The organism is Mycobacterium avium subsp. avium, assembly GCF_009741445.1.
Lineage (GTDB): Bacteria > Actinomycetota > Actinomycetes > Mycobacteriales > Mycobacteriaceae > Mycobacterium > Mycobacterium avium.
Genome location: NZ_CP046507.1, coordinates 4,501,711 through 4,524,054 on the forward strand (window position 1 = coordinate 4,501,711; position 22,344 = coordinate 4,524,054).

The 22,344-nt window shown below is 68.7% G+C and carries 14 protein-coding genes and 3 pseudogenes; 10 read left to right on the top strand and 7 right to left on the bottom strand.

The features are described from left to right. The first annotated feature begins 175 nt into the window (after positions 1–175). The 5 genes and pseudogenes from MAA44156_RS21130 to MAA44156_RS21150 all read left to right on the top strand — a co-directional run bounded on the left by MAA44156_RS21130 (position 176) and on the right by MAA44156_RS21150 (position 5,555). Positions 176–775 (top strand): hypothetical protein, encoded by a 600-nt coding sequence (locus tag MAA44156_RS21130; RefSeq protein ID WP_023880545.1) that lies wholly within the window; start codon positions 176–178, stop codon positions 773–775. Continuing rightward, positions 760–1,423 (top strand): annotated as a pseudogene (locus MAA44156_RS21135) (RES family NAD+ phosphorylase). The gene MAA44156_RS21130 and the pseudogene MAA44156_RS21135 overlap by 16 nt, the downstream one beginning before the upstream one ends. 135 nt (positions 1,424–1,558) lie before the next feature. Continuing rightward, positions 1,559–2,143 (top strand): hypothetical protein, encoded by a 585-nt coding sequence (locus MAA44156_RS21140; RefSeq protein ID WP_009979484.1) that lies wholly within the window; start codon positions 1,559–1,561, stop codon positions 2,141–2,143. A gap of 255 nt (positions 2,144–2,398) precedes the next feature. Beyond that, positions 2,399–4,731 (top strand): annotated as a pseudogene (locus tag MAA44156_RS21145) (putative alpha/beta hydrolase). Between the two features lie 203 nt (positions 4,732–4,934). After that, a pseudogene (locus MAA44156_RS21150) lies at positions 4,935–5,555 on the top strand (hypothetical protein). 300 nt (positions 5,556–5,855) lie between these two features. Here the strand turns inward: MAA44156_RS21150 and MAA44156_RS21155 are convergent. Next, a complete protein-coding gene (locus MAA44156_RS21155) occupies positions 5,856–7,286 on the bottom strand; it encodes a sugar porter family MFS transporter (protein ID WP_023862140.1) in 1,431 nt (476 codons plus the stop codon). 396 nt (positions 7,287–7,682) lie between these two features. Here MAA44156_RS21155 and MAA44156_RS21160 point away from each other — a divergent pair, with 396 nt between their 5' ends. From MAA44156_RS21160 to MAA44156_RS21180, 5 genes are all read left to right on the top strand, one after another. Then, complete coding sequence (locus MAA44156_RS21160) at positions 7,683–8,303, top strand: hypothetical protein (protein WP_009979488.1); 621 nt, start codon at positions 7,683–7,685, stop codon at positions 8,301–8,303. A 63-nt stretch (positions 8,304–8,366) separates the two neighbouring features. Continuing rightward, positions 8,367–10,049 (top strand): Hsp70 family protein, encoded by a 1,683-nt coding sequence (locus MAA44156_RS21165; protein ID WP_009979490.1) that lies wholly within the window; start codon positions 8,367–8,369, stop codon positions 10,047–10,049. A gap of 226 nt (positions 10,050–10,275) precedes the next feature. Then, on the top strand, positions 10,276–13,164 hold the full coding sequence (locus MAA44156_RS21170) for a heterodisulfide reductase-related iron-sulfur binding cluster (protein ID WP_029248629.1): 2,889 nt from the start codon (positions 10,276–10,278) through the stop codon (positions 13,162–13,164). A gap of 32 nt (positions 13,165–13,196) precedes the next feature. Further along, positions 13,197–14,489 (top strand): pyridoxal phosphate-dependent aminotransferase, encoded by a 1,293-nt coding sequence (locus MAA44156_RS21175; RefSeq protein ID WP_023872266.1) that lies wholly within the window; start codon positions 13,197–13,199, stop codon positions 14,487–14,489. A gap of 32 nt (positions 14,490–14,521) precedes the next feature. Then, positions 14,522–15,787, top strand: a complete 1,266-nt coding sequence (locus tag MAA44156_RS21180) for a YibE/F family protein (RefSeq protein ID WP_029248630.1) — start codon at positions 14,522–14,524, stop codon at positions 15,785–15,787. A 51-nt stretch (positions 15,788–15,838) separates the two neighbouring features. Here MAA44156_RS21180 and rfbA read toward each other — a convergent pair whose 3' ends face one another. The 6 genes from rfbA to MAA44156_RS21210 form a co-directional block, all read right to left on the bottom strand. After that, positions 15,839–16,714 carry a glucose-1-phosphate thymidylyltransferase RfbA gene (gene rfbA, locus MAA44156_RS21185; RefSeq protein ID WP_003879222.1) on the bottom strand — a complete coding sequence of 292 codons (876 nt, stop codon included), beginning with the start codon at positions 16,712–16,714 and terminating at the stop codon, positions 15,839–15,841. A 27-nt stretch (positions 16,715–16,741) separates the two neighbouring features. Next, on the bottom strand, positions 16,742–17,116 hold the full coding sequence (locus MAA44156_RS21190; RefSeq protein WP_009979496.1) for a nuclear transport factor 2 family protein: 375 nt from the start codon (positions 17,114–17,116) through the stop codon (positions 16,742–16,744). Positions 17,117–17,145: 29 nt separating this feature from the next. Continuing rightward, on the bottom strand, positions 17,146–17,901 hold the full coding sequence (locus MAA44156_RS21195) for a maleylpyruvate isomerase family mycothiol-dependent enzyme (protein ID WP_023884766.1): 756 nt from the start codon (positions 17,899–17,901) through the stop codon (positions 17,146–17,148). A 95-nt stretch (positions 17,902–17,996) separates the two neighbouring features. Further along, positions 17,997–19,322: a UDP-glucose dehydrogenase family protein gene (locus tag MAA44156_RS21200; RefSeq protein WP_009979498.1), complete on the bottom strand. Its 1,326-nt coding sequence runs from the start codon at positions 19,320–19,322 to the stop codon at positions 17,997–17,999. Between the two features lie 138 nt (positions 19,323–19,460). After that, positions 19,461–20,909: a DUF7159 family protein gene (locus MAA44156_RS21205; RefSeq protein WP_416188425.1), complete on the bottom strand. Its 1,449-nt coding sequence runs from the start codon at positions 20,907–20,909 to the stop codon at positions 19,461–19,463. 177 nt (positions 20,910–21,086) lie between these two features. Then, positions 21,087–22,205 (bottom strand): DUF7159 family protein, encoded by a 1,119-nt coding sequence (locus MAA44156_RS21210; RefSeq protein WP_011726275.1) that lies wholly within the window; start codon positions 22,203–22,205, stop codon positions 21,087–21,089. Positions 22,206–22,344: the final 139 nt, after the last annotated feature.

Here is a 22,344-nt window from a genome sequence, read left to right on the forward strand (position 1 = left end):
TGCCCGTGAGGGCAGTGGGCTGTCAACCCAGCATTGAGTCCGGTTCGCTCAACTTGTCGAGAATGGTAACGGCGCGCGGCCGCATCTTGTTCCCGGGGGCTATCGTTCGAGCCAGAATCCATCTAACGGTGATAGAGTTCTGTTAATTTCCGTTAGCGCGCGCGAAGGCTTGCCGATGTCTACCGATGAACTCGACCAACTCTTGCTCGATCGGTTCAACTTGCGCCGCTCCGACCTGATCGCGGCGCTTAAAACGCTCCCCGCGCACCGGCCGTGGGCGGCCACGCTGACCACCGACGAGGCCCGGCTGCTCGATGACGCCGGTTTCACCGAAGATCCCGGAGCCTACGCGGAGATCGCAGCCGACGTCACCGCCCATATGGCCAGGCTGTACGGCACGGCCTACAGCGCCGCCGACGTCAGCAAAGGGCTCGGCGTCAACGACTCCCGCGTGAGGCAGCGCCGCCTCGCCCACACGCTATGGGCTATCGACGACGGCGGCACCTGGGTGTACCCCGCGATCCAGTTCGAGATCGTCGACCGCGGCCGCGACGAGCCCCTCACGCTCAAACAGGTCCGCGGCCTGGACGCGGTGCTGCCGGCTCTGCTCGCTAGGGAGCTGCATCCCACCGCGGTGGCCGGCTTTCTCATGACGACGCAACCCGATTTACGAATCGACGGTCAGCCGAAGTCGGTGCGGGACTGGCTGTTACACGGTGAATCCGTCGGGCCGGTACTCGAACTGATCGAGATCGCCGATTGGACCGCGACTTGACCGTCGACCCCATGCTGCCGGAACCTCCGGCACCGCACATATTGCGCTCGCTCGGCATCGGCGACGACGAGATGCGCGCGATCGGCGTCGATGAGATCTGGTGGCGTGTCCATCGCACGGCGGGCGAGCACGTCTTGGCGTGGAATGCATTGCGCACCTTCGGGCCGGTGCTGCGGTTCGACCCGCACCCTCTCCCCAGGGGGGGAGCATGCCCGGCATGGCGTTTGGTACGGAGCGTCAAGTCCGTGCGCCGCACTCGGCGAGGCATACCAAGTCGACCGGACCATTGACCGCGAACGCGGCCGCCCCTATCTGACCGGCTTGTCCTTCACCCGCCCGCTGCGGGTCCTCGACCTCGCCGCTGACAGCCGAGGGGCGTGGGCCACCCGCGTCGGCGGCACGTTCGCCATTTCGACGGCCCGGCACACCGTGACTCAGCAATGGGCGCGGCACATCACAGCCGCATTCCCCCATCTCGACGGCCTGCGCTACAACAGCCGATTCGCCGGCGACCCATGCCTGGCGCTGTTCCCGCCGGCCGCATCCGCGATGCCGGCCAGGCCGAGATTGTCGCTACCCCTCGCCCATCCGGATCTGGCCGGCCGGGTCGCCGGTGCGGCGAAACGTCTCGGCTACGGCGTGGTGTGACGGCGTCGACGCGTCGATCACGCCGCGATAAAACTTCACCATCGGCGCCGCATCGATGCCCGCCGCGCCGCAGCGACCACCGCCGCGGTATGCGTAACCTGAGTCCCGCGATCTGAATTGTCTGGGGAGCGGCAGGTGCGGTTATCGGAGAATGCCCGGCGGAGCCTGGCCGGTGGTGCACTGCTGCTGGTGGTCCTGCCGGGCGGCGGCGGGCTGGTGTCCGGCTGCAGCACGGTGATCGGCGGCCGGCCGGTGGCCTCCCCGGGGGCCGGACCCACCGAACCGTCCTTCCCCACGCCCCGCTCCACCCCGCCGTCGGCCACCGCCGCCCCCGCGCCGACGGCGCTGCCGCCCCCGAGTCCCTCGGCTCCCGCCGGCGCCATCCCGCTGCCGCCGGACCAGAACGGCTACGTCTTCATCGAGACCAAATCCGGGTCGACCCGCTGCCAGATCAACAAGGACACCGTCGGCTGCGAGGCGCCGTTCACCAACTCCCCGCTGCAGGACGGTGAACACGCCAACGGCGTCAGCATCAACGCCGGCGGCAAGGTGCAGTGGGTGCTGGGCAACCTGGGCGCCATCCCGACCGTCAAGCTCGACTACCGCACCTACAGCGCGCAGGGCTGGACGATCGTCGCCAACGCCGACGGCACCCGGTTCACCAACGACCAGACCAAGCACGGCATGTTCGTCAGCATCGAGAAGGTCAACACGTTCTAGGGGCCTGAAAGCCGAGGTAGTGGGCTTACTTCGCAGATGACGTCCGCAGTGCGTCCGCAGCAGATGGCTTGAGCACCGCGCCGCCCACAGTCCGAAAGTGAATTGGTCAACAAGCTCGCGGCGGTAGCCTTTTCCCGTGCGCGGAAGGGATGGCGATGCTGTCGGGAGGGGTTGGCGGCGCTCCGGAGCTTACTGCCCTGACCGATGTGCAACGGGAGTGGTTGACCAGTCACCGCGAACTGGTATGGGGATGCGATGCAGCTAAAGCATCTCACCATCGCCGAGCTGGTTGCCGGGGCTGGCGGTGATCCGTGGGAGGTCAACCGGACCTTGCAGGCCGGCCGCCCGGCCCAGATTGAGCGTTTGGCAGAAGCTTTCCACGGCGCGGGGCGTCACACCGCCGAGTCCGACCATGCATTCGCGCAGGCGCAGCAACGTTTCAATGCCGCCTGGAACCATCAGGACGGCGGCCCCAACCCGATCAATAGCTCAGCGGAAGTGCAGCGGACCGTCAAATCCCTTGGCGCGCAGTCTGAACAGTTGCCCAAGATCGGCGCCGACTTGGAAAACATCGCCGCTGCATTGTCCGAGGCGCAAAAAAGCGGTGCTGCCGAGATCGCCACCTTGGAAGGTCAGCTGGAGCAGCTCGACCACATGATCGACTTGGCCGAGCAGGATCTGCGGGACCACCCCGACGCGGCGAGCCAGCAAGAGCTGCATGCGATTATCAAAGCTCTCCGAACGGCTGCGGTTAATGACACCAAGGATGCGCTCGGCCAGCTGCATGCCACCCGCGACAGCTATTCGAGTTCCCTTCGCAAAGCGCAGACCAACTTGGCCAACGACGGATACGACCCCACATCGACCTTCGGTGCCGACGGCCATGAAGCCGAAACACCCGACCAGGCAAGGCAAGACGTCACCGATGCCCTGGCGGGTGACAAGGGGGCCGCTTCCCGCGTCAACGGCGTCCTGAACTCGATCACCCCCGACCAGCTGGCCGGGAAGGTGCCATTAACCGCCGAGCAGGCTTCGGTGTTGAGCCAACTACAGGCGCAAGAACATGGCATGTCTATGGATGCGCTCAAGACCGCCGAACAGCGTTTGGGCGACGAGAAAGGCGTGATCGGCAATTCGTTGCAGCTGATGAGCAACCCGAATCTCATGTTCCCTCAGACCCCGCTGAGCATTGGCGCGAAGCAGGGAACCGACATGGTCAAAGGTGGGGCCAACCAGTTGCCCACAAGTGTTCAGCAGCTGCTGAATTCACCGCGACCGGACCTTCGCCACCTGAACCAGCTCGCTGACATCGTCAAAGACGGCAACCACACCTTCCAGGCCAACACCGACTTGGACCGTGGGATGGTCAAGCAGGCATCGACGCTCATGAATAGCCCGTTTTGGCGTGCCGGTGAAGGCGGTCCTGGCGACCTCAACCCCGGCATCGACCCCACGGTTTCCAATGTCTTATCGGCGGCATCACCTGATCACCAAGTGGTGCACGACGCCATGACCACCGGCGACCATGACCGCTTCCTGCAGAACCTCACACACCATTCCTGGCAAGACCACGGCCAGGCGGTGAGCTCGCTGTTTTCTTGGACGGGTGATGCGACCCAAGGACCCGAAGCAAGCATCGCCGCTCAAACCGCACACGCCTACAGCACCTACATCGGGCACCACCAGCAGGACCTATTGAACCTTCCCGGCAATCACACCCTCGGACAGGTCAACCCCAATCTCGTACAGGGCATGGCCCACGGTTTGGGGCCTTACGTCGACAACATCGCCGGTACGACCGGCGGACTGCCAGGATTCGGCGACTCCCTTGACAACGAGGGCGACACTCGATCTGGCGCGCTGCCGGTCGCCAAAGGCGTCTTCTCAGTCCTCAATAGCGACCAAGCCGCGGGCCAATACTTTAACGGTCAAGCCTATGCACATGCCGTGGCTCACGAAGCCGCCTTCGGCAATGAGCCGACTCATTCCGGTTACGACACCCAGCTTTACGACGCCGCGACTCTGAAGGGCTTGGTCGACGTCGGAACTCACAACGCATATCACGCGAATGAAGTAAACGGATATCACCAACAGTTATCCGAATACGAGTTGAAGAAACAGGCATACGAGGCCGGGCTCACCGGTCTAGGCACCGTGGCCGGGTTACCGCCAGGTGTCGGTACCGTGGCCAACCCCGCACTCAACGTGCTCGGACACGGGCTGGAAAACAGCATCCTCGGGCCGGCTCCCAGCGCACCAGGCGAGAACCCCATACAACCCATGGACATCGGCGTCGCAGACCAAGGAATGGCCAATGCGATGCTCGCGGCCGGGCACAACGTCCCGCTTCCGGACGGGTACGTCGTGTACGACGATCAACACCCGCACGGGCGACTCGCAACACTCGACGAAGCAAGGGCGAAATTCCCCGGGCTTACTGCTAGTCAGTACGACGGCGTGATTGGCCCTGCGCTATCGCACGCAATCGCATTGCCGCCCGAGGAAAAATGTCTCCGGATGAGTGGATGGCCACCCGCTACGACAATGTCGTCGGCGTCCCGCACGCGGAACAGGGTCGACCGAAGTGACGAATGTGTTACGCAAGTTCGGCGGTATTGCCACCTGCGTGGTATTCGCCGTGATCTCGATAGCTGGATGCAGCTCCGGCGCCCACCGTTCTGAGGCGTCTTCGACGCCGGCTACCCCTCCTGCCGGTTGGCCCGCGGCCCTCAACGACTTCACATTCGTTTGGACCGCTGAGCCCGGCATTGACGTCACCGCGGGACCCGCTGTGCCGGTGCGCGCCTACACCGAGTCCTACCTGCTCGCCTCCATCATGGGTGACAACCGGTACTTGTATCCCGGCTTCCAGCAGTCTGTCGATCCCAACCAGTCCATCAACCACCCCATCGGCACCCAATCTCTGTGGCCCAAAACCAACGCCCCCCAACAACAATGGATCGGCACCGTCCAGGTGCACATCCTGTCTGTCACGACGGCCGGCCGCGACGTGACGGTGGTGGCCTGCGAATACACGTTTGGCTCAGCCCAACCAGCCCGCCACGGTTACGAACCCAATATCGGTAAGCCACCGCCATATTCGGGCATCGACCCCCTGCGGATCACGATGGAAACCCCCGCTAAGCCAGGACCACAATTTCCTCAGCAGGGACCGGCCCGTACACCGTCCGTCGACGTCTTCAACGGCTGGCGGATCACCAGCCATCAAGGCGGCTACTTCGCCCAGTCCGGAGTCGGGGACGAATAGCCGAACGCCAGCGAAGACAGAAACACCTGCCTCGCCAAAGCACCCCCACACCCCGACCTCCAGCGTGGCGGCGAATACCCCCGCACCGACTTCCCCACGCTGCCGCCCTCTCCGGGATGGCCAGCCCCGAGCGCGGCATCGTGATGTCCTGCCTCGGTTTCGAGGTTCCATGCTGCGATCGCCCTGGGTGCTGAGCAGACCCGGCTTCGCTTTCAAGCCACCCAATTCAACGAGATTCCTCGCGAGGGGATCCGCACCTTGGCGGTTCAGTATCAGCAATCGTCCGCAGACCGTCCGCAGCAGAGTTAGCGGCAATTCATGGCAACCATCAGAGCCAACGTTCTCAACACACCTTGCTTCACCAAACGTCCAGATAGGTTCGTCAGCATCGAGAAGGTCAACACGTTCTGAGCCGCGGATCGGGTTGCCGCGCAACGGGATTCGTCAGCGGCCGAAGTCCGACGGCCGGAATTTCCCCTCGGACAGCTGGTATTCGATCTCCTCAAGGGTTTTGCCCGTGAGGTCGGGCATGCGGAAGAACACGAAGATCCAGGCCGCCACGTTGAACAACGCGTAGAGCCACATCGAGGGGCCGACCCCGATCGCCTTGATGAGCGACAGCATCGTCAAGGTGATCACCAGGTTGGTCCCCCACAGGGTGGCCGACTGCAGGGCGGTGGCCGCCGGCCGCACCGCCAGCGGATAGGTCTCCGAGCCGGTCAGCCAGCCCATCAACTGCAGGCCGCCGCCGTTGAACAGCATGAAGGCGATCAGGCAGATCATGATGTAGGGGATCACGTCGCGACCGCTGTCGCTGGTGATGAACAGCAGGCCCAGCGCGAACAGGCTGATCGCCGCGCCCGGCACCATGATGAGGGTGAGCCGGCGCCGGCCGACCCGGTCGATGATGGCCAACCCGACCAGCTGGGCGATCAGGTACGCCGCGCCCAGACACACCGACACCTGCAGCGCCACGGACCGGTACACGCCGTCGTCGGTCAGGATGGTCGGCGAGTAGTAGATGATCATCTCGATGCCGCTGAGCTGGGTGAACACCGCGATACCGCAACCGAGGACCAGGGCCGGGCGGACCCAGGCGTCGCGCAGCCCGCGCCACCCGCGGGTGGCGGCCGTGCGTTCGACGCGGGCGAGTTCGGTGGCCTCATCCAGCTCGGCGGCCACGTCGTAGCCCTCGGGCCGGACGTGTTCCAGCACGGCGCGGGCGGCGTCTCGGTTGTCCTTTTTGACCAGCCAGCGCGGGCTTTCCGGGAGGCGCAGCAGCAGCCACAGCATGATCGCCGCGGGCACGCAGGCGAGGCCGATCGGCCCCCGCCAGGAGATCGAGCCGCCGGCCCCGACCAGGGTGGCGGTGAGGATGCCCACCCCGATGGCGATCTGGAAGCACAGCACCAACCGTCCCCGGTAGGCCGGCGGCGCCAGCTCGGCGACATACATCGGCGCCGTCTGCGTCGCGCCCCCGACCGCGAACCCCAGCACCAGCCGGCCCAGCGACAGCATCACGGAATCTGCGGCGTCGGCGCACCACAACGCGCCGACGATGAACACCACCGCCAGCATCAACAGCGTGCCACGCCGGCCGCGCAGGTCGGAGAGCCAGCTGCACGTCAGCGCCCCGGCGACGGCGCCGAGCAGGATGCTGGCGGCGATCACCTGCTGCCAGCCCTCGGTGATGTTGAAGTCCTGCGTGAGCTGCAGCAGGGCCCAGGAGATGACGCCGGTGTCGTAGCCGTAGAGCATGCCCGAGATCGCGGCGACCAGCGCGATGATCACCACGGCACCCGTCAGTTGCCGACTCGGCGCGGTCGGAGCCTCGCGGACCCCTGACCACCGGTTTGCCGAGTCGTCGTCGCGCACTAGCAGAGCTGGTGGTCATCGCGGAGCGTAGGCGTTTGCCGGGTCGGCCCGGGCATCGTCATCGTCTCCTTGGGCGTGTGCTCGGATGGTTGCTCGGCGTTGCTTTCCGACGGTCTCGACAGCCCGATGTCATCACCGGTGGCGCTACCGGGAGGCGGTTGTGTAGTGGTCGCGGGCGCGGTCAAGGTGCTCGCATGACCAGCGGTTCCGGTCGGCTCGCTGCGCATTGACGCGGAACGCGTGCCCGTCGCAGACTTGGTGAAGTCATCAGGCGACGAAGCCAGTTATATTGTACCAGAACGAGATTCGACGCACGAACCGCCGGACTGGTGTGTCGGGCGCCACAGTCGCAGGCGTGAGCCGACCCGATAGACGGGTCAGGATCGACGGTGTGCGGTGCGCGTCCCGACGCCCCGGTTACCGATCGGCATCAGCGGATTGGCAGGTGCGGTCAGTACCATCGGTGCCGTGGCATCCAACGGCCCACGCGACGAGTTCCACAACCAGCCCACGCAGCATGCCGACTTCGGCATGAGCCAGCAGCCGCCCACCGGCGAGCTGCCGCCGCCCGGCTTCCCGCCGGACCGGCCCGAGGGGTTCGAGCAACCCGGCAACGTCGACCCGTTCGACCAGGAGGCCGAGCCCACCCCCTGGTATCGCCGGCCCGCGATGCTGATCGCCTGGGTGGTCTCCGTCGTCGTCCTGATCGGCCTGATCGTCTTCGGCGTCATCGAGCTCATCGGCGGCCAACAGGGCGTCAGCCATGTGCCCAGATCGACCACCAGCACGACCACCACGACCACGACGACCACGACACCGACGACGACAACCACCACGCCGAGCTCGACCTCGCCCGGCAGCAGCGCCGAACAGCCGCCGGCGCAGCAGCCCAGCCAGCAGCCCGGCGGGGGCCAGACCCAGCAGCCGTCGCATCACCACCGGCTGCCGCAGCTGCCGCCGGTGATCACCATTCCGCAGGTGCCGACCGTCATCACGGTGCCGCCGGGTCTGCGTTAGGCCGCGGGGCGGCGCCCTACACTCGCTGCAATCCAACCGACGACTGACACAGGGGTGCGGGACATGAGCGAGCCGCTCGGACTGTCGATCGGAGTGGCCAACCTGGTGGCGGCCCGCGCCGGCAGCGTCCCGGTGATCCGCAGCTCGGTGCTGACGCTGTTCGAGCAGCGGCCCACCGAAGTCGGCCTGCCCGACGAGAACCCGAACCTGACCGAACCCGGGCTGGTGTTGCGGGGGTTCGTCGAGCGGGTCGGCGACCGGGCCCCGCTGGTGGCGGCCGACGGCACCAAGTACCTGGGCGCGGCGCTGACGGTCGAGGCGGTCGAGGCGATGGCCCGCGCGGTCGGCTACGGGGCGCCGATCACCATCGCGGTGCCCGCCTACTGGTCCGACGACCAGTTCGCCGCGCTGCGCGAGGAGTTCTTCGCCCAGTCCGACCTCGCGCGGGAGGGGGTGGCGCCGATGCTGGTTTCCGACGCCACGGCCGCACTCGCGATGCTGCGCGGCACGCCGGGATTCCCGTCCGACGGCGTGATTGCGCTGTGTGACTTCGGCGCCGGCGGCACCACCGTCACCCTGATGGACGGCCGGGCCGGCTTCGCGCCGGTCGGCCCGTCGCTGCGGTACACCGACTTCTCCGGCGACGCGATCGACCAGCTCGTCCTCGACCACCTGCTGGCCTCCGACGTCAGCACCGCCATGCTGGGCGGGTCCGGGCGGATCGGGTCGCAGAGCCGGCTGCTCGGCGCCTGCCGTCGGGCCAAGGAGCAGCTGTCGACGGCCGTGGCGGTCACGGTGGCCGGGGCGCCCGGACAGGGCGCCCAGCTGACCCGCGCCGAGTTCGAGCAACTGATCTCCACACCGCTGGACCGGTTCCTGGATTGGTGCCAGGAAGCGTTGCGGCGCAACGGGATTGGTAACTCCACTCTGCGTGGGGTGGCGATCGTCGGCGGCGGGGCGAGCATCCCGCTGCTCACGCCGCGGTTGTCGGGACGGTTCGGGGTGCCGGTGCACAGCACCGCGCAGCCGGGATTGAGCGCCGCGCTGGGCGCGGCGACGCTGGGTGCGCAATACGCGTCGGGGGCCGCTCCGACGGCCGCCGCCGCGGTGGAGACACCCACCGAGATGGTCGGCGCCGGCGGGCTCGACATGACCCAGGCCGCCTGGGCCGCCCAGGCCACCGACGTGGACGACGCACTGGCGTGGTCGCAGGACGCCGACACCTCCGACGAGCCGGTGCCCTACACCGGCCGCGACGCCACCGGCGAATACGCCAGTGAGGCAAGACGATTCGACGATGTCGCGGCGGGCGGGCTGCCCTGGTACAAGCGCACCGCGCTGGTGTTGAGCGTGGCCGGGGCCGGCGCGGCGGTGCTGATCGCCCTGGTGTTGGCAATCAACCTGCTGCTCACCAAGTCCACCCAGGACCGGCCCACGTCGCCGCCCAGCACGCCCGCCCCGCCGCAAACCGTGACCATCACCGGGCCGAACGACAGCACCACCGTCACCGTCGTGCCGGCCCCGCCACCGCCGTCCAGCGAGGCGCCGCCACCCCCGGCCACCACCACGACAGCGCCGCCGGAGCCGTCGACCACCACGACAACCACGACGCCCCCGCCGAGCAGCACGACCACGACCAGCGCCGCGCCCACCACGACGGCGCAGCCGAGCACCACCAGCGCGGCGCCGACGACCACCCGGGTGCGCCCGATTCCGCCGATCTTTCAACCACCTTTCGGCCGTTAACACCGCCCGGTAAAGGTCATTCGGCGAAAAGCCGGTGGCGTCGATCACTCCGACAAACGTCACATGGCCGCGGGCGGGTACCAACGCAGCAGGCCAGGGGCGCCGACCACGGCCAAGTTAGGGCAGCCTTTCTCGCGCCGAAAGCCACGAAGATGTAACTATGAGCGGGGCTTAAGCAGGCAAATAAAGCACAGGCCGAATTTTCTATGCATTGGGGAGACCTTCTGTGACAACGCAGATGCTCATCAGACTGGTCGTGGGCATGGGCATGACGCTGATCGTGGCCGCGCTCGCCGCACGCCGGGTGCTGTGGCTGTTCAAGCTGATCACGTCCGGCAAGCCGGCCCCGGGGCACACCGACGACCCCGGCAAGCGGGTCTGGGCGGAGGTCTCCGAGGTCTTCGGGCAGCGCCGCCTGCTCAAGTGGTCGATCCCCGGCCTGGCCCACTTCTTCACCATGTGGGGCTTTTTCATCCTGTTGACGGTCTACATCGAGGCCTACGGCCTGCTGTTCCAGGACAACTTCCACATCCCGATCATCGGGCGCTGGGACGCGCTGGGCTTTTTGCAGGACTTCTTCGCCACCGCCGTGTTCCTGGGCATCGCCACCTTCACCGTCATCCGGTTGATGCGCAGCCCGCGTGAGATCGGCCGCTCGTCACGGTTCTACGGCTCGCACACCGGCGGCGCCTGGCTGGTGCTGTTCATGATCTTCAACGTCATCTGGACCTATGTCCTGGTGCGCGGTTCGGCGGTGAACAACGGCACGCTGCCCTACGGCAAGGGCGCGTTCTTGTCCCAGCTGTTCGGCGCCATCCTGCGGCCGCTGGGCCAGCCCGCCAACGAGTACATCGAGACCGCGGCCCTGCTGGCGCACATCGCGGTGATGCTGGCGTTCCTGATCATCGTGCTGCACTCCAAGCACATGCACATCTTCACGGCGCCGATCAACGTCATCTTCAAGCGGCTGCCCAACGGGCTGGGCCCGCTGCTGCCGATCGAATACGACGGCAAGCCCATCGACTTCGAAAACCCGCCGGACGACGCTGTTTTCGGCCGCGGCAAGGTCGAGGACTTCAGCTGGAAGGCGATGCTGGACTTCGCCACGTGTACCGAGTGCGGCCGCTGCCAATCGCAGTGCCCGGCCTGGAACACCGGCAAGCCGCTCTCGCCCAAGCTGGTCATCATGGACCTGCGGGACCACTGGATGGCCAAGGCGCCCTACATCCTGGGCGACAAGCAGTCCCCGCTGGAGAGCACGCCCGAGGGCGGGGTCGGCGAGGAGCTGTCCGGTGAGAAGCACGCCGAGGCGCACCACGTGCCCGAGTCGGGCTTCGGCCGGGTGATGGGCTCGGGCCCGGAGCAGGCCACCCGCCCGCTGGTCGGCACCGAGGAGCAGGGCGGTGTCATCGACCCCGACGTGCTGTGGTCGTGCGTGACCTGCGGCGCCTGCGTCGAGCAGTGCCCGGTGGACATCGAGCACGTCGACCACATCGTCGACATGCGCCGCTACCAGGTGATGATGGAGTCGGAGTTCCCCTCGGAACTGTCGGTGCTGTTCAAGAACCTGGAGACCAAGGCCAACCCGTGGGGCCAGAACGCCAGCGACCGCACCAACTGGATCGACGAGGTCGACTTCGACGTGCCGGTCTACGGCGAGGACGTCGACAGCTTCGACGGCTACGAATACCTGTTCTGGGTGGGCTGCGCCGGCGCCTACGACGACAAGGCCAAGAAGACCACCAAGGCCGTCGCCGAGCTGCTGGCCGTCGCCGGGGTGAAGTACCTGGTGCTCGGCGCCGGCGAAACCTGCAACGGCGACTCGGCCCGCCGCTCGGGCAACGAGTTCCTGTTCCAGCAGTTGGCCGCCCAGGCCGTCGAAACCTTGGACGGGGTGTTCGAGGGTGTGGAGACGGTCGACCGCAAGATCGTGGTGACCTGCCCGCACTGCTTCAACACGCTGGGCCGCGAATACCGCCAGCTGGGCGCCAACTACACGGTGTTGCACCACACCCAGCTGCTGAACCGGCTGATCCGGGACAACAAGCTGGTGCCGGTGACCCCGGTGTCCCAGGACATCACCTACCACGACCCCTGCTACCTGGGCCGGCACAACAAGGTCTACGAGGCGCCGCGTGAGCTGATCGGCGCCGCGGGCGCGAACCTGACCGAGATGCCGCGGCACGCCGAGCGCAGCTTCTGCTGCGGCGCCGGCGGCGCCCGGATGTGGATGGAAGAGCACATCGGCAAGCGGATCAACCACGAGCGTGTCGACGAGGCCCTGGCCACCGGCGCCGCGACCGTGGCGACCGCGTGCCCGTTCTGCCGGGTGATGGTCACCGACGGCGTCAACGACCGGCAGGAGGAGGCCGGCCGCTCCGGCGTCGAGGTGCTCGACGTCGCCCAGATCCTGCTGGGCTCGCTCGAGTACGACAAGGCGACGCTGCCCGAAAAGGGCACGGCCGCCAAGGAAGCCGAGAAGCAGGCGGCCCAGGCGCCCAAGGCCACGGCCACCGTCGAGGCGCCGGCCAAGGAGACGACGAAGGAGCCCGCCGAGGCGGCACCCAAGGCGGAGGCGGCACCGGCCGCGCCGGCCGCGCCGGTCAAGGGGTTGGGCATCGCCGGCGGCGCGAAGCGGCCCGGCGCCAAGAAGTCCGCGCCGGCCGCCGAGGCCAAGACCGAGGCTCCGGCGGAGGCCAAGACGGAGGCCCCGGCGGCGCCCGCCAAGGGGCTGGGCATCGCCGCGGGCGCCAAGCGGCCCGGCGCCAAGAAGTCCGCCCCGGCCGCCCAAGCACCCAAGACCGAAGCGCCCAAGACCGAAGCCAAGACCGAGGCAGCCGGTGAGGCCAAGACGGGGGCTCCGCCGGCGCCGGCCGCACCGGTGAAGGGGCTGGGCATCGCCGCGGGCGCCAAGCGGCCCGGTGCGAAGAAGGCGGCACCCAAGGCCGAGGCACCCAAGGCGGAAGCGCCCAAGGCGGAAGCTCCCAAGGCCGAAGCCGAACCGGCCCCGAAAGCGGAGCCGGCAAAGCAGACCAATGGCGACGACGCACCGTCGCAGCCACCGGTCAAGGGACTGGGCATCGCCCGCGGGGCGCGTCCACCGGGCAAGCGCTGAGCTGGCAATTTCAGGCTTGACAGCAAATTTCAGTGGACAGTGATGGCACCATTGGTGGTGTGACAACCCACCAGCTGCCTGTGCACTCGTCCGCGCACCATCGCCAGCAGCGTACTTTCGCCCAGTCGTCCAAGCTCCAGGACGTCCTGTACGAGATCCGCGGCCCGGTACATCAGCACGCGGCGCGGCTGGAGGCCGAGGGACACCGCATCCTCAAGCTCAACATCGGCAACCCGGCGCCGTTCGGCTTCGAGGCGCCCGACGTCATCATGCGCGACATGATCCAGGCCCTGCCGTACGCCCAGGGCTACTCCGACTCGCAGGGCATCCTGCCCGCGCGCCGGGCGGTGGTCACCCGCTACGAGTTGGTCGACGGGTTCCCCCGCTTCGACGTCGACGATGTCTACCTGGGCAACGGCGTGTCCGAACTGATCACGATGACGCTGCAGGCGCTGCTCGACAACGGCGACGAGGTGCTTATCCCGTCGCCGGACTACCCGCTGTGGACGGCGTCGACCTCGCTGGCCGGCGGCACCCCCGTGCACTACCTGTGCGACGAGACGCAGGGCTGGCAGCCCGACATCGCCGATCTGGAATCCAAGATCACCGAGCGCACCAAGGCGCTGGTGGTGATCAACCCGAACAACCCGACCGGCGCGGTGTACAGCGGCGAAATCCTGAGCCAGATGGTCGATCTGGCGCGCAAGCACGAGCTGCTGCTGCTGGCCGACGAGATCTACGACAAGATCCTCTACGACGACGCCAAGCACATCAACGTGGCGTCGCTGGCGCCGGACATGCTGTGCCTGACCTTCAACGGCCTGTCGAAGGCGTACCGGGTGGCCGGCTACCGGGCCGGCTGGCTGGCGATCACCGGACCCAAGGACCACGCCGGCAGCTTCATCGAGGGCATCAACCTGCTGGCCAACATGCGGCTGTGCCCGAACGTCCCGGCGCAGCATGCGATCCAGGTGGCCCTGGGCGGCCACCAGAGCATCGAGGACCTGGTGCTGCCGGGCGGGCGGCTGCTCGAGCAGCGCGACGTGGCGTGGAGCAAGCTCAACGAGATCCCCGGGGTGTCCTGCGTTAAACCCGCCGGCGCCCTGTACGCGTTTCCCCGGCTGGACCCCGAGGTCTACGACATCACCGACGACGAGCAGCTGGTGCTCGACCTGCTGCTGCAGGAGAAGATCCTGGTCACCCAGGGCACCGGCTTCAACTGGCCGGCGCCGGATCACCTGCGCATCGTGACGCTGCCGTGGGCGCGGGACCTGGCCGCCGCGATCGAGCGGCTGGGCAACTTCCTGGTCGGCTATCGACAGTAAGCACCCAGCCGGGCGCCTCTACGGTGGAGCGCGTGACGCACTCCCACTCCCACGGCCTGCCGTCGGGCCCGGCCCCCGTCGATCGGTTGCCCGCCCGCATCGTCGTCGGGCTGCTGATCGCGATCGGCGTGGCGGTCGCCGTCGGCGCGATCGTGCTGTGGCCCAGCCGGCAGCACGTCGACATCCCGATGCCGCTGCAGAACGCGGCCGGCGGCGCGGTGAGCACGCAGGCCGGGCACGTGCTGTCCAGCGGGTTGGGCGACTGCGGCAGCCCGTCGGTCAGTCAGGTGCTCACCGGCCCGCCGCAGCCGGCGCTGCCGGGTGCCGGGCGCTGCGTGCTGACCCAGGTGGCGATCGATTCCGGGCCCAACGCCGGCGCCGCCACGCTGCTGGAGTCCTCCCCGGGGCCCGGCCAACCGAAATTCGCGGTGGGCGACCGCATCCGGATCGTCCGGCAGGTCGACGACCAGGGCGCTACCAGCTACGCCTTCTACGACTTCGAACGGGGTTGGGCGCTGGTCGGTTTGGCGGTCGCGTTCGCGGTGGTGATCGTCGCGGTGGCGCGCTGGCGCGGACTGCTGGCGCTGGTGGGCATCCTGGTCGCCTTCGTGGTGCTGGTGACGTTCCTGCTGCCGGCGCTGCGCGACGGCGCGCCCGCGGTTCCGGTGGCGCTGGTGGCGGCGGCGGCGATCCTCTACGCGGTCATCTACCTGGCTCACGGCGTCAGCCTGCGCACCAGCGCCGCGCTGCTGGGCACCCTGTCGTCGTTGCTGCTGGCCGCCGGATTATCTTGGGCGGCAATACAATTGGCGCATCTCACCGGGCTCTCGGATGAACAGAACAGCACGGTCAGCGCGTACCTCGGTAGCGTGTCCATCGGCGGGCTGCTGCTGGCCGGTTTCATCATCGGCTCGCTGGGTGTGCTCAACGACGTGACGGTGACCCAGTCGTCGACGGTGTTCGAGCTGGCCCGCCTGGGCGGCTCGCGGCGGGCGATCTTCACCGGCGCCCTGCGGGTGGGCCGCGATCACATCGCCAGCACCGTCTACACGCTGGTGCTGGCCTATGCCGGCAGTTCGCTGCCGCTGCTGCTGCTGTTCAGCGTCGCCAACCGCTCGCTGACCGACGTGCTGACCGGCGAGAGCGTGGCCATCGAGATCGCCCGCTCGGCGGTCGGCGGCATGGCGCTGGCCCTGTCGGTGCCGTTGACCACGGCGATCGCCGCGGTGCTGGCCAGACCCAGCGGCGGTCGCAAGCGCGGCGAAGCCGGGCGCGGCGGGCCGCCGCCATCGGTCTAGCGGCGGTCGCAAGCGCGGCGAAGCCGGGCGCGGCGGGCCGCCGCCATCGGTCTAGTGAAAACGGCTGCGCTCCAACAGGTCCAGCAGATAGCCGCCGTAGCCCGACTTGAGCAGGCTCTGGGCGCGCTCGGACAGCTGCTCATCGGTGATCCAGCCCTGCTGCCACGCCACCTCTTCGGGCACACTGACTTTGAGTCCCTGGCGGCGCTCCAGCGTGCGCACGAAGTCGCTGGCGTCCAGCAGCGAATCGAAAGTGCCGGTGTCCAGCCAGGCCGTGCCGCGGGCCATCACCTCGACCGAGAGCCGGCCGCGGCTGAGATAGATCTGGTTGACCTCGGTGATCTCGTACTCGCCGCGCTCGGATTTCTTCAGACCCTTGGCGATTTCGATCACGTCGTTGTCGTAGAAATACAAACCCGGCACCGCGTAATTGGATTTCGGCGTCTTGGGTTTCTCCTCCAGCGACAGCGCCATGCCGTCGTCGCTGAACTCCACCACCCCGTACGCCGACGGGTTGGCCACCCAGTACGCGAAAACCGCTCCGCCGGTTATGGTTTGGAAGCGCCTCAGGCTGGTGCCCAGCCCGGGGCCGTAGAAGATGTTGTCTCCCAACACCAATGCTACCGAGTCGTTGCCGATGTGGTCGGCGCCCAGGACGAACGCCTGGGCCAGGCCGTCGGGCCGCTCCTGCGTCACGTAGGTGATGTTGATGCCGAATTGCGAGCCGTCACCCAGCAGCCGGACGAATCCGGCCGCGTCGTGCGGGGTGGTGATCACCAGGATGTCGCGGATGCCGGCCATCATCAGGGTGGACAGCGGGTAGTAGACCATCGGCTTGTCGTAGACCGGCAGCAACTGCTTGCTGATGCCGGTGGTGATCGGATGCAGGCGGGTGCCCGACCCGCCGGCCAAGATGATTCCGCGCATGGGTGGCTCCTACTGCCTTGATCGGCCCTAGTCGACGGCGTCGTCCTCGGTCAGTTCGGTGGCCGCCAGCGCCGAGGCCAGGCTGTCGTGCCGGAACACCGACGTGACCCGGTCGTGCACGACGCGGAACGCCGAGGCGGCCGTGCTGACGGCGCCCGGGTCGTCGGGGCTGGTGACCTTCTGTTCGACGACCACGACACCATCGTGCACGTACATCCGGCCGAGTTCCGCGGTTCCCCGACGGGCGGCGGCCCAGTTGCGCAGCGCCTCATGGCCTTGTGCGGCTCCGTGCGCGTCGCCGATCTCGATGTCGTCGCTGGACAGGGCGATCAGGGTGTCCAGGTCCGACGCGTTGAGCGCGTCGTGCCAGGCCAGAACGGTGGCGATCTCCGATGTGGTCATGGTGTGCAAGTTACCGTGTGGTCGCGCGGCTAGAGAGGCGTACGGTCCAACCAGCGCTGCCACACGGCGTCGTCGCCGAACAGTTCGGCGCCGGTGTCGGCCAGTGGGCGGCGGCGCAGGATCGCCAGCAGCAGATCGGTTGCGCCACCGCGCAGCGCGACGCTGCCCTTGCCGTGCTCGTGCGACCAGGCGATGCGGCCCTGCTCGACCGCGACGGTCCACTCGCCGGCATCGCCGAGGCCGGGATCGGTGGCGTGCAGATGCAGGGTGTCGGCGTTGTCGAGCGGCAGCGGCGCGCCCTGGCCGCCCGCCTGAACCGCGACCCGCTCCAGCCATTCGGTGATCGCATCGGCCGCCAGCTCGGGCCGCAGCGTGAACTCGCGGCCCAGGGCGATGGCCGCGTCGGCGCGATGTACGGCCGTCTCGTGCAGCCGGCGCCGGATCCACCAATTGGCCGGGCGCGGCCCGAGGAACGTCCAGACCGGCGTTTGGACGCCGGTCAGCTCGACGGCGTCGACCAGCCGCTGCGCCCCGCCGTGCAGCCAGGAGATCGCGTCGGCGGGATCGGGCGGCGGCTTGCCGCCCTCGACCATCCGCGGGTCGAGGTAGCTGTCGAGCCTGTCGCGCACAATCTGCGCCGCCCAGCGGTCGCCCCGGCCGACGTGGCGGAACAGTTGCCGCAGGGTCCAGTCCGGGCAGGTGGGCACCGGCATCGACTCGTCGGCATCCCGGAAAAGCTCCGCGAACGCGCGGTTTTCGTCGAGGAACGCTCCGGCATAGTCCACGCCGGTCAGGCTACGCTCCCGTTCGTCGCCGAGCGTCACGCCAGCGTGGCGCTCGCGGGCCGGCGTCGCGCTGGCGTGACGCTCGGCCGGCGCGCTCAGGGTCGCGGCGCGCCCAGGCGGTAGACCCGCCAGCCGGCCCGCTGCCAGCGGGTGACGTCCAGGCAGTTGCGGCCGTCGACGACGACGCGGGCCCGCACCCGGTCGGCCAGGTCGTCGGGGTCCATCTCGACGAACTGGCGCCACTCGGTGAGCACCAGCACCGCGTCCGCGCGCTCGCAGGCCTCCTCGACCGAGACGGCGTAGTTCAGCGTGGGGAACAGCCGCTGCGCGTTGTCCAGGGCCTTCGGGTCGTACACGTTGACCGCGGCACCGTTGAGCTGCAGCTGGCCGGCGACATTGAGCGCCGGCGAGTCGCGCACGTCGTCGGATTCGGGCTTGAACGCCGCGCCGAGCACCGCGACGTTGGCGCCCAGCAGCGAGCCGCCGCAGGCCGCGCTGGCCAGTTCCACCATCCGGGTGCGGCGGCGCATGTTGATGCTGTCCACCTCGCGCAGGAACGTCAGCGCCTGATCGGCGCCCAGCTCGCCGGCGCGCGCCATGAACGCCCGGATGTCCTTGGGCAGGCAGCCCCCGCCGAAACCCAAACCGGCGTTGAGGAATTGGCGCCCGATCCGCGGGTCGTAGCCCAGCGCATCGGCCAGCAGGCTGACGTCGGCGCCGGCGGCCTCGCACACCTCGGAGATCGCGTTGATGAACGAAATCTTGGTCGCCAGAAAGGCATTGGCGGATACCTTGACCAACTCCGCGGTCTGCAGATCCGTCACCAGGAACGGCACCCCGGCGTCCAACAGCGGCCCGTACAGCTCTCGGACGGCGGCCTCGGCGCGCAGTGAATCCTGTTTGATGCCCAGCACAATCCGGTCCGGCCGCAGGGTGTCCTGCACGGCGTAGCCCTCGCGCAGAAACTCCGGGTTCCACGCGATTTCGACGTCGACGCCGTGCGGCGCCAGGGCCGCCGCCCGCTGGTTCAGCTCGGCCGCGGTGCCCACCGGGACCGTCGATTTGCCGACCAGCACCGCCGACGTCGTCAACCGGGGCACCAATTCGTCGATGACGGCGTACACGTGGCGCAGATCGGCGCCGTATTCGCCCTTCTTCTGCGGGGTGCCCACACCCAGGAAGTGCACGTCGGCGAAGCTGGCCGCCATGTCGTAGTCGGTGGTGAAGCGCAGCCGGCCCGCGGACAGGTTCTCGTTCAACAGCTTTCGCAGGCCGGGCTCGTAGAAGGGGATGTCACCCCCGGCGAGCTTGGCCACCTTGCCGGGGTCGATGTCGACCCCGAGCACGTCGTGTCCCAGCTCCGCCATTCCCACCGCGTGGGTGGCGCCCAGGTAACCCGTGCCGAACACGGTGCATCGCATACAACCGGTGTAGGTGGCCCCGATGAGCTGATTGCATCGCTGGGCTAAGCGTCAGGCAAACGGCGGATGACAGCTGGCCGATGGCGCCGACACTGCCCGGTACTAGCGGTGGGCCCGGTACTAGCGGTGGGCCCGGTACTAGTGGTGGCCGAAGCCGCCGTGCCCGCCGCCGAAGCCGGGGAAGCCGCCACCGCCGTGGCCGCCGCCGCCCGGGAAGCCGGGGAAGCCACCGCCGCCGTGCCCGCCGCCGTCACCGCCGCCGTGGCCGGGCGGTCCGCCGAATCCGGGACCACCCAGGCCGGGGATCGGCAACGGGATCGGCACCGGGATGGGCGCGACCGCCGGCGGCGGGGGTGGCGGGGCCGCCGGAGCCGGCGCGGGTGCCTCCGGGACGGGCACGGGCGCCACCTGAACCGGGGCCGGGGCCGGGGCCGCCGGGGCGGGTGCAGGGGCCTCCGGCGCGGGCGCGGGGGCCTGAGGTGCGGCAGCGGGTGCGGGCGCGGGCGCCTCGGGGGCGGGCGCCGGGGCCGGAGCCGCCGGCGCGGGTCGGGTGGGTGCGACGACGACGTTCTGGTTCGGGCTGGGCCGCACGTTGGCCGTCGGCCGGATGGCGATCGCCAGCGAGACCACTAGGGCCACCACACCGATGACGAAGATCGCCGCCACCGCACTGCCCACCAGCTTGAACGAGCTGCGGTCCGCGTAGTCGGCGTCGACCAGCTCGGTGGCCGCGGCCTGGGTGCCGGTGAAGAACTCGTCCGGGTCGTCGGGGACCGCGCTGTAGGCCAGGCCGTCGGCGCCGGCGTCGGCGGGGGTCTCGAAGTAGCCGGGCGCCACCGCGAGCGGATTGATGGCACCGGTGCCCGGGTCCTGCGCGTAGGCCAGCGCCGCGGTGGACGACGCGAACAGCGGAGCGTGCGCCGAGGCCAGGGCCGCGCCGCGGGCCAGCGCGGTGTCCGGCTCCTCGGGCGCGGTCAGCGGAAGCGTGGTCGCCGCCTCCAGGGCCGGCTTGATCAGCGGGATGTCGATGCCCGAGCCGACGACGAACACGGCGTCGGGGCGGGTCTCCAGGTTCTCGGCGTTGGAGACCATCGAGGCCAGCTCGGCCACCGCCGCCTCGTCGTCTTCGGGGAGGGGCTGGCGCCGCACGTCGGCGATGGAGCCGTCCGCGCTGTCGACGACCGCCAGCGTCGCGGTGTCGGGCTCGATGTACAGAAGCGCGGTGTGCGCGTGGTTGGTCCGGTGGCCGACCGCTTGGGCCAGCGCGGCCGCGGCCAGGAAGGCCGAGACCAGCATCACATTTTCGACCTTGTGGGCGGCCAGCTTGTCGCGCAGCGCGGCGGCCTCGACCGGGTCGGTGAACGTCACGCCGGTCGAGGCGAGCTGGTAGCCGCCCTCGGCCGCCCCCTGCCGAGTTCCCAGTATCGCCGAAAGCACCTGGTCGGAGGCGGTGACAGTTGCTGCATCCTCGCTTGTGGCGACGTCGAAGTTGTCTTCGTCGACGGTGGCGCCATCGCCGTTCTCGCCTTCGACCAGCACCATTCGGACTGCCGTCGGCGCCATCGACACGCCCAGTACGGTGTCCAAAGCTCCTCCAATAGTCGGTTGCTAGTCCTTCGCGGTGAGGGCGTGCTCGTCGCACGACATGATGGCGCAAGACATCGCTGAGTCCCCACCCGATATTCCCCTAATGCCCCGATTTTACGCGCCATCGATGGCCGGGGGGTGGGCCGGAGGGGGCCGGCACCAGTCCGCGGGGCCGGTCTAGGGGACCGGGACTCCCGGGCCCAGGTGGCGATGCAGCCAGTCGTCCCAGTGCTCGTGGTCGCCGGAGTGCGGCGAGGGGGCCGGAGACACCGGAGCCTGGGGCGGGGGCGCCGCCGGTACGGGCGCTGCCGGTGGCGGCGGTGGGGCGGCGCTGGGCGGCGGCGGGTTGTCGGGGGCGACGACCTGGGTGCCCACCTCGGGGCGCTTGTCGGCGTGCGGCCGGATGAACGCCAGCGCCCACGCCAGGGCGACGATGCCGCCGACGAAGATCACCGCCACCGCGGCGATCGTGGCCACCGACTTGGGACTGCGCCCTTCGCGGGTGGGCTCGGACGCCGGATCGTCGTGCGTGTCGGCGCTGTAGGCGAGTTCGGCCGCCGGCGGCGCGGTCGCGGTCGACGAGAGGTGCGTCGACGCCATCTCGACCGTCCGCGGCGCGCCCAACCGCGCGTTGGCCGCGGCCAGCGAGGCACCCCGAGCCAGGGCCATCTCCGGTTCCTCGGGCGTCGTCACCGATAACGACGTCGCGGCCTCGAGGGTGGGCTTGATCGCCGGGATGTCCACATCCGACCCGACCAAAAAGAGCCCATCGGGTCGCGATCGCATCGATTCGGCACCCGACACCATCGCGGTGAGCTTTGCCAGCGCGGCGTCGTCATGGCCCGGCAGCGGGTGGCGGTGCACGTCGGTGACCGTTCCGTTGCGGGTGTCGACGACGGCCAGGGTCGCGCTGGTCGGCTCGACGAGCAGGAGTGCGGTGCGGGCCCAGTTGGTGGCGCTGCCCATGGCCTGGGCCAGGGCCGCGGCGGCCATGACCGCCGAAACCAGCATCACGTTCTCGATCTTGCGGGCCGCCAACGCGTCGCGGAGTGCGGCCGCCTTAACCGGGTCGGTCCAGCTCACCCCGCTCGATTTGAGCCGGTAACCGCCCTGGGTCGCGCTGTCCCGGGTTTCCAGGATCGCCGCGACGACGTGGTGGGCGGCGGCCGCGGGGGTTGCGTCGGCGGTGACGTCGAAGCCGTCCTGATCGACGGTCAGCCCGCCGGCCGATTCTCCTTCGACGAGCACCATGCGGACTGTCTCAGGCGCCATCGACACGCCGAGTACGACGTCCACCGCTCCTCCAAATCGTCCGAAAGTCGGTTGCTGTGCCGGGTGGCTGCGTAGCCGCGTCGGGGCTCGCGATTTGAGGGTCAGCCGGGACTTGCTGAGAGTTCTGGCCGCGGCCATACCCTAGTCCGCCACCCTAGCGCGC

What these genes read in the sequence shown, in the direction of transcription:
- MAA44156_RS21130 (WP_023880545.1), top strand. Translation starts at nt 176, where the DNA reads ATGTCTACCGATGAACTCGACCAACTCTTGCTCGATCGGTTCAACTTG.
- rfbA (WP_003879222.1), bottom strand. Translation starts at nt 16,714, where the DNA reads ATGCGCGGAATCATCTTGGCCGGCGGGTCGGGCACCCGCCTGCATCCG.
- MAA44156_RS21200 (WP_009979498.1), bottom strand. Translation starts at nt 19,322, where the DNA reads ATGCGATGCACCGTGTTCGGCACGGGTTACCTGGGCGCCACCCACGCG.
- MAA44156_RS21190 (WP_009979496.1), bottom strand. Translation starts at nt 17,116, where the DNA reads ATGACCACATCGGAGATCGCCACCGTTCTGGCCTGGCACGACGCGCTC.
- MAA44156_RS21165 (WP_009979490.1), top strand. Translation starts at nt 8,367, where the DNA reads ATGAGCGAGCCGCTCGGACTGTCGATCGGAGTGGCCAACCTGGTGGCG.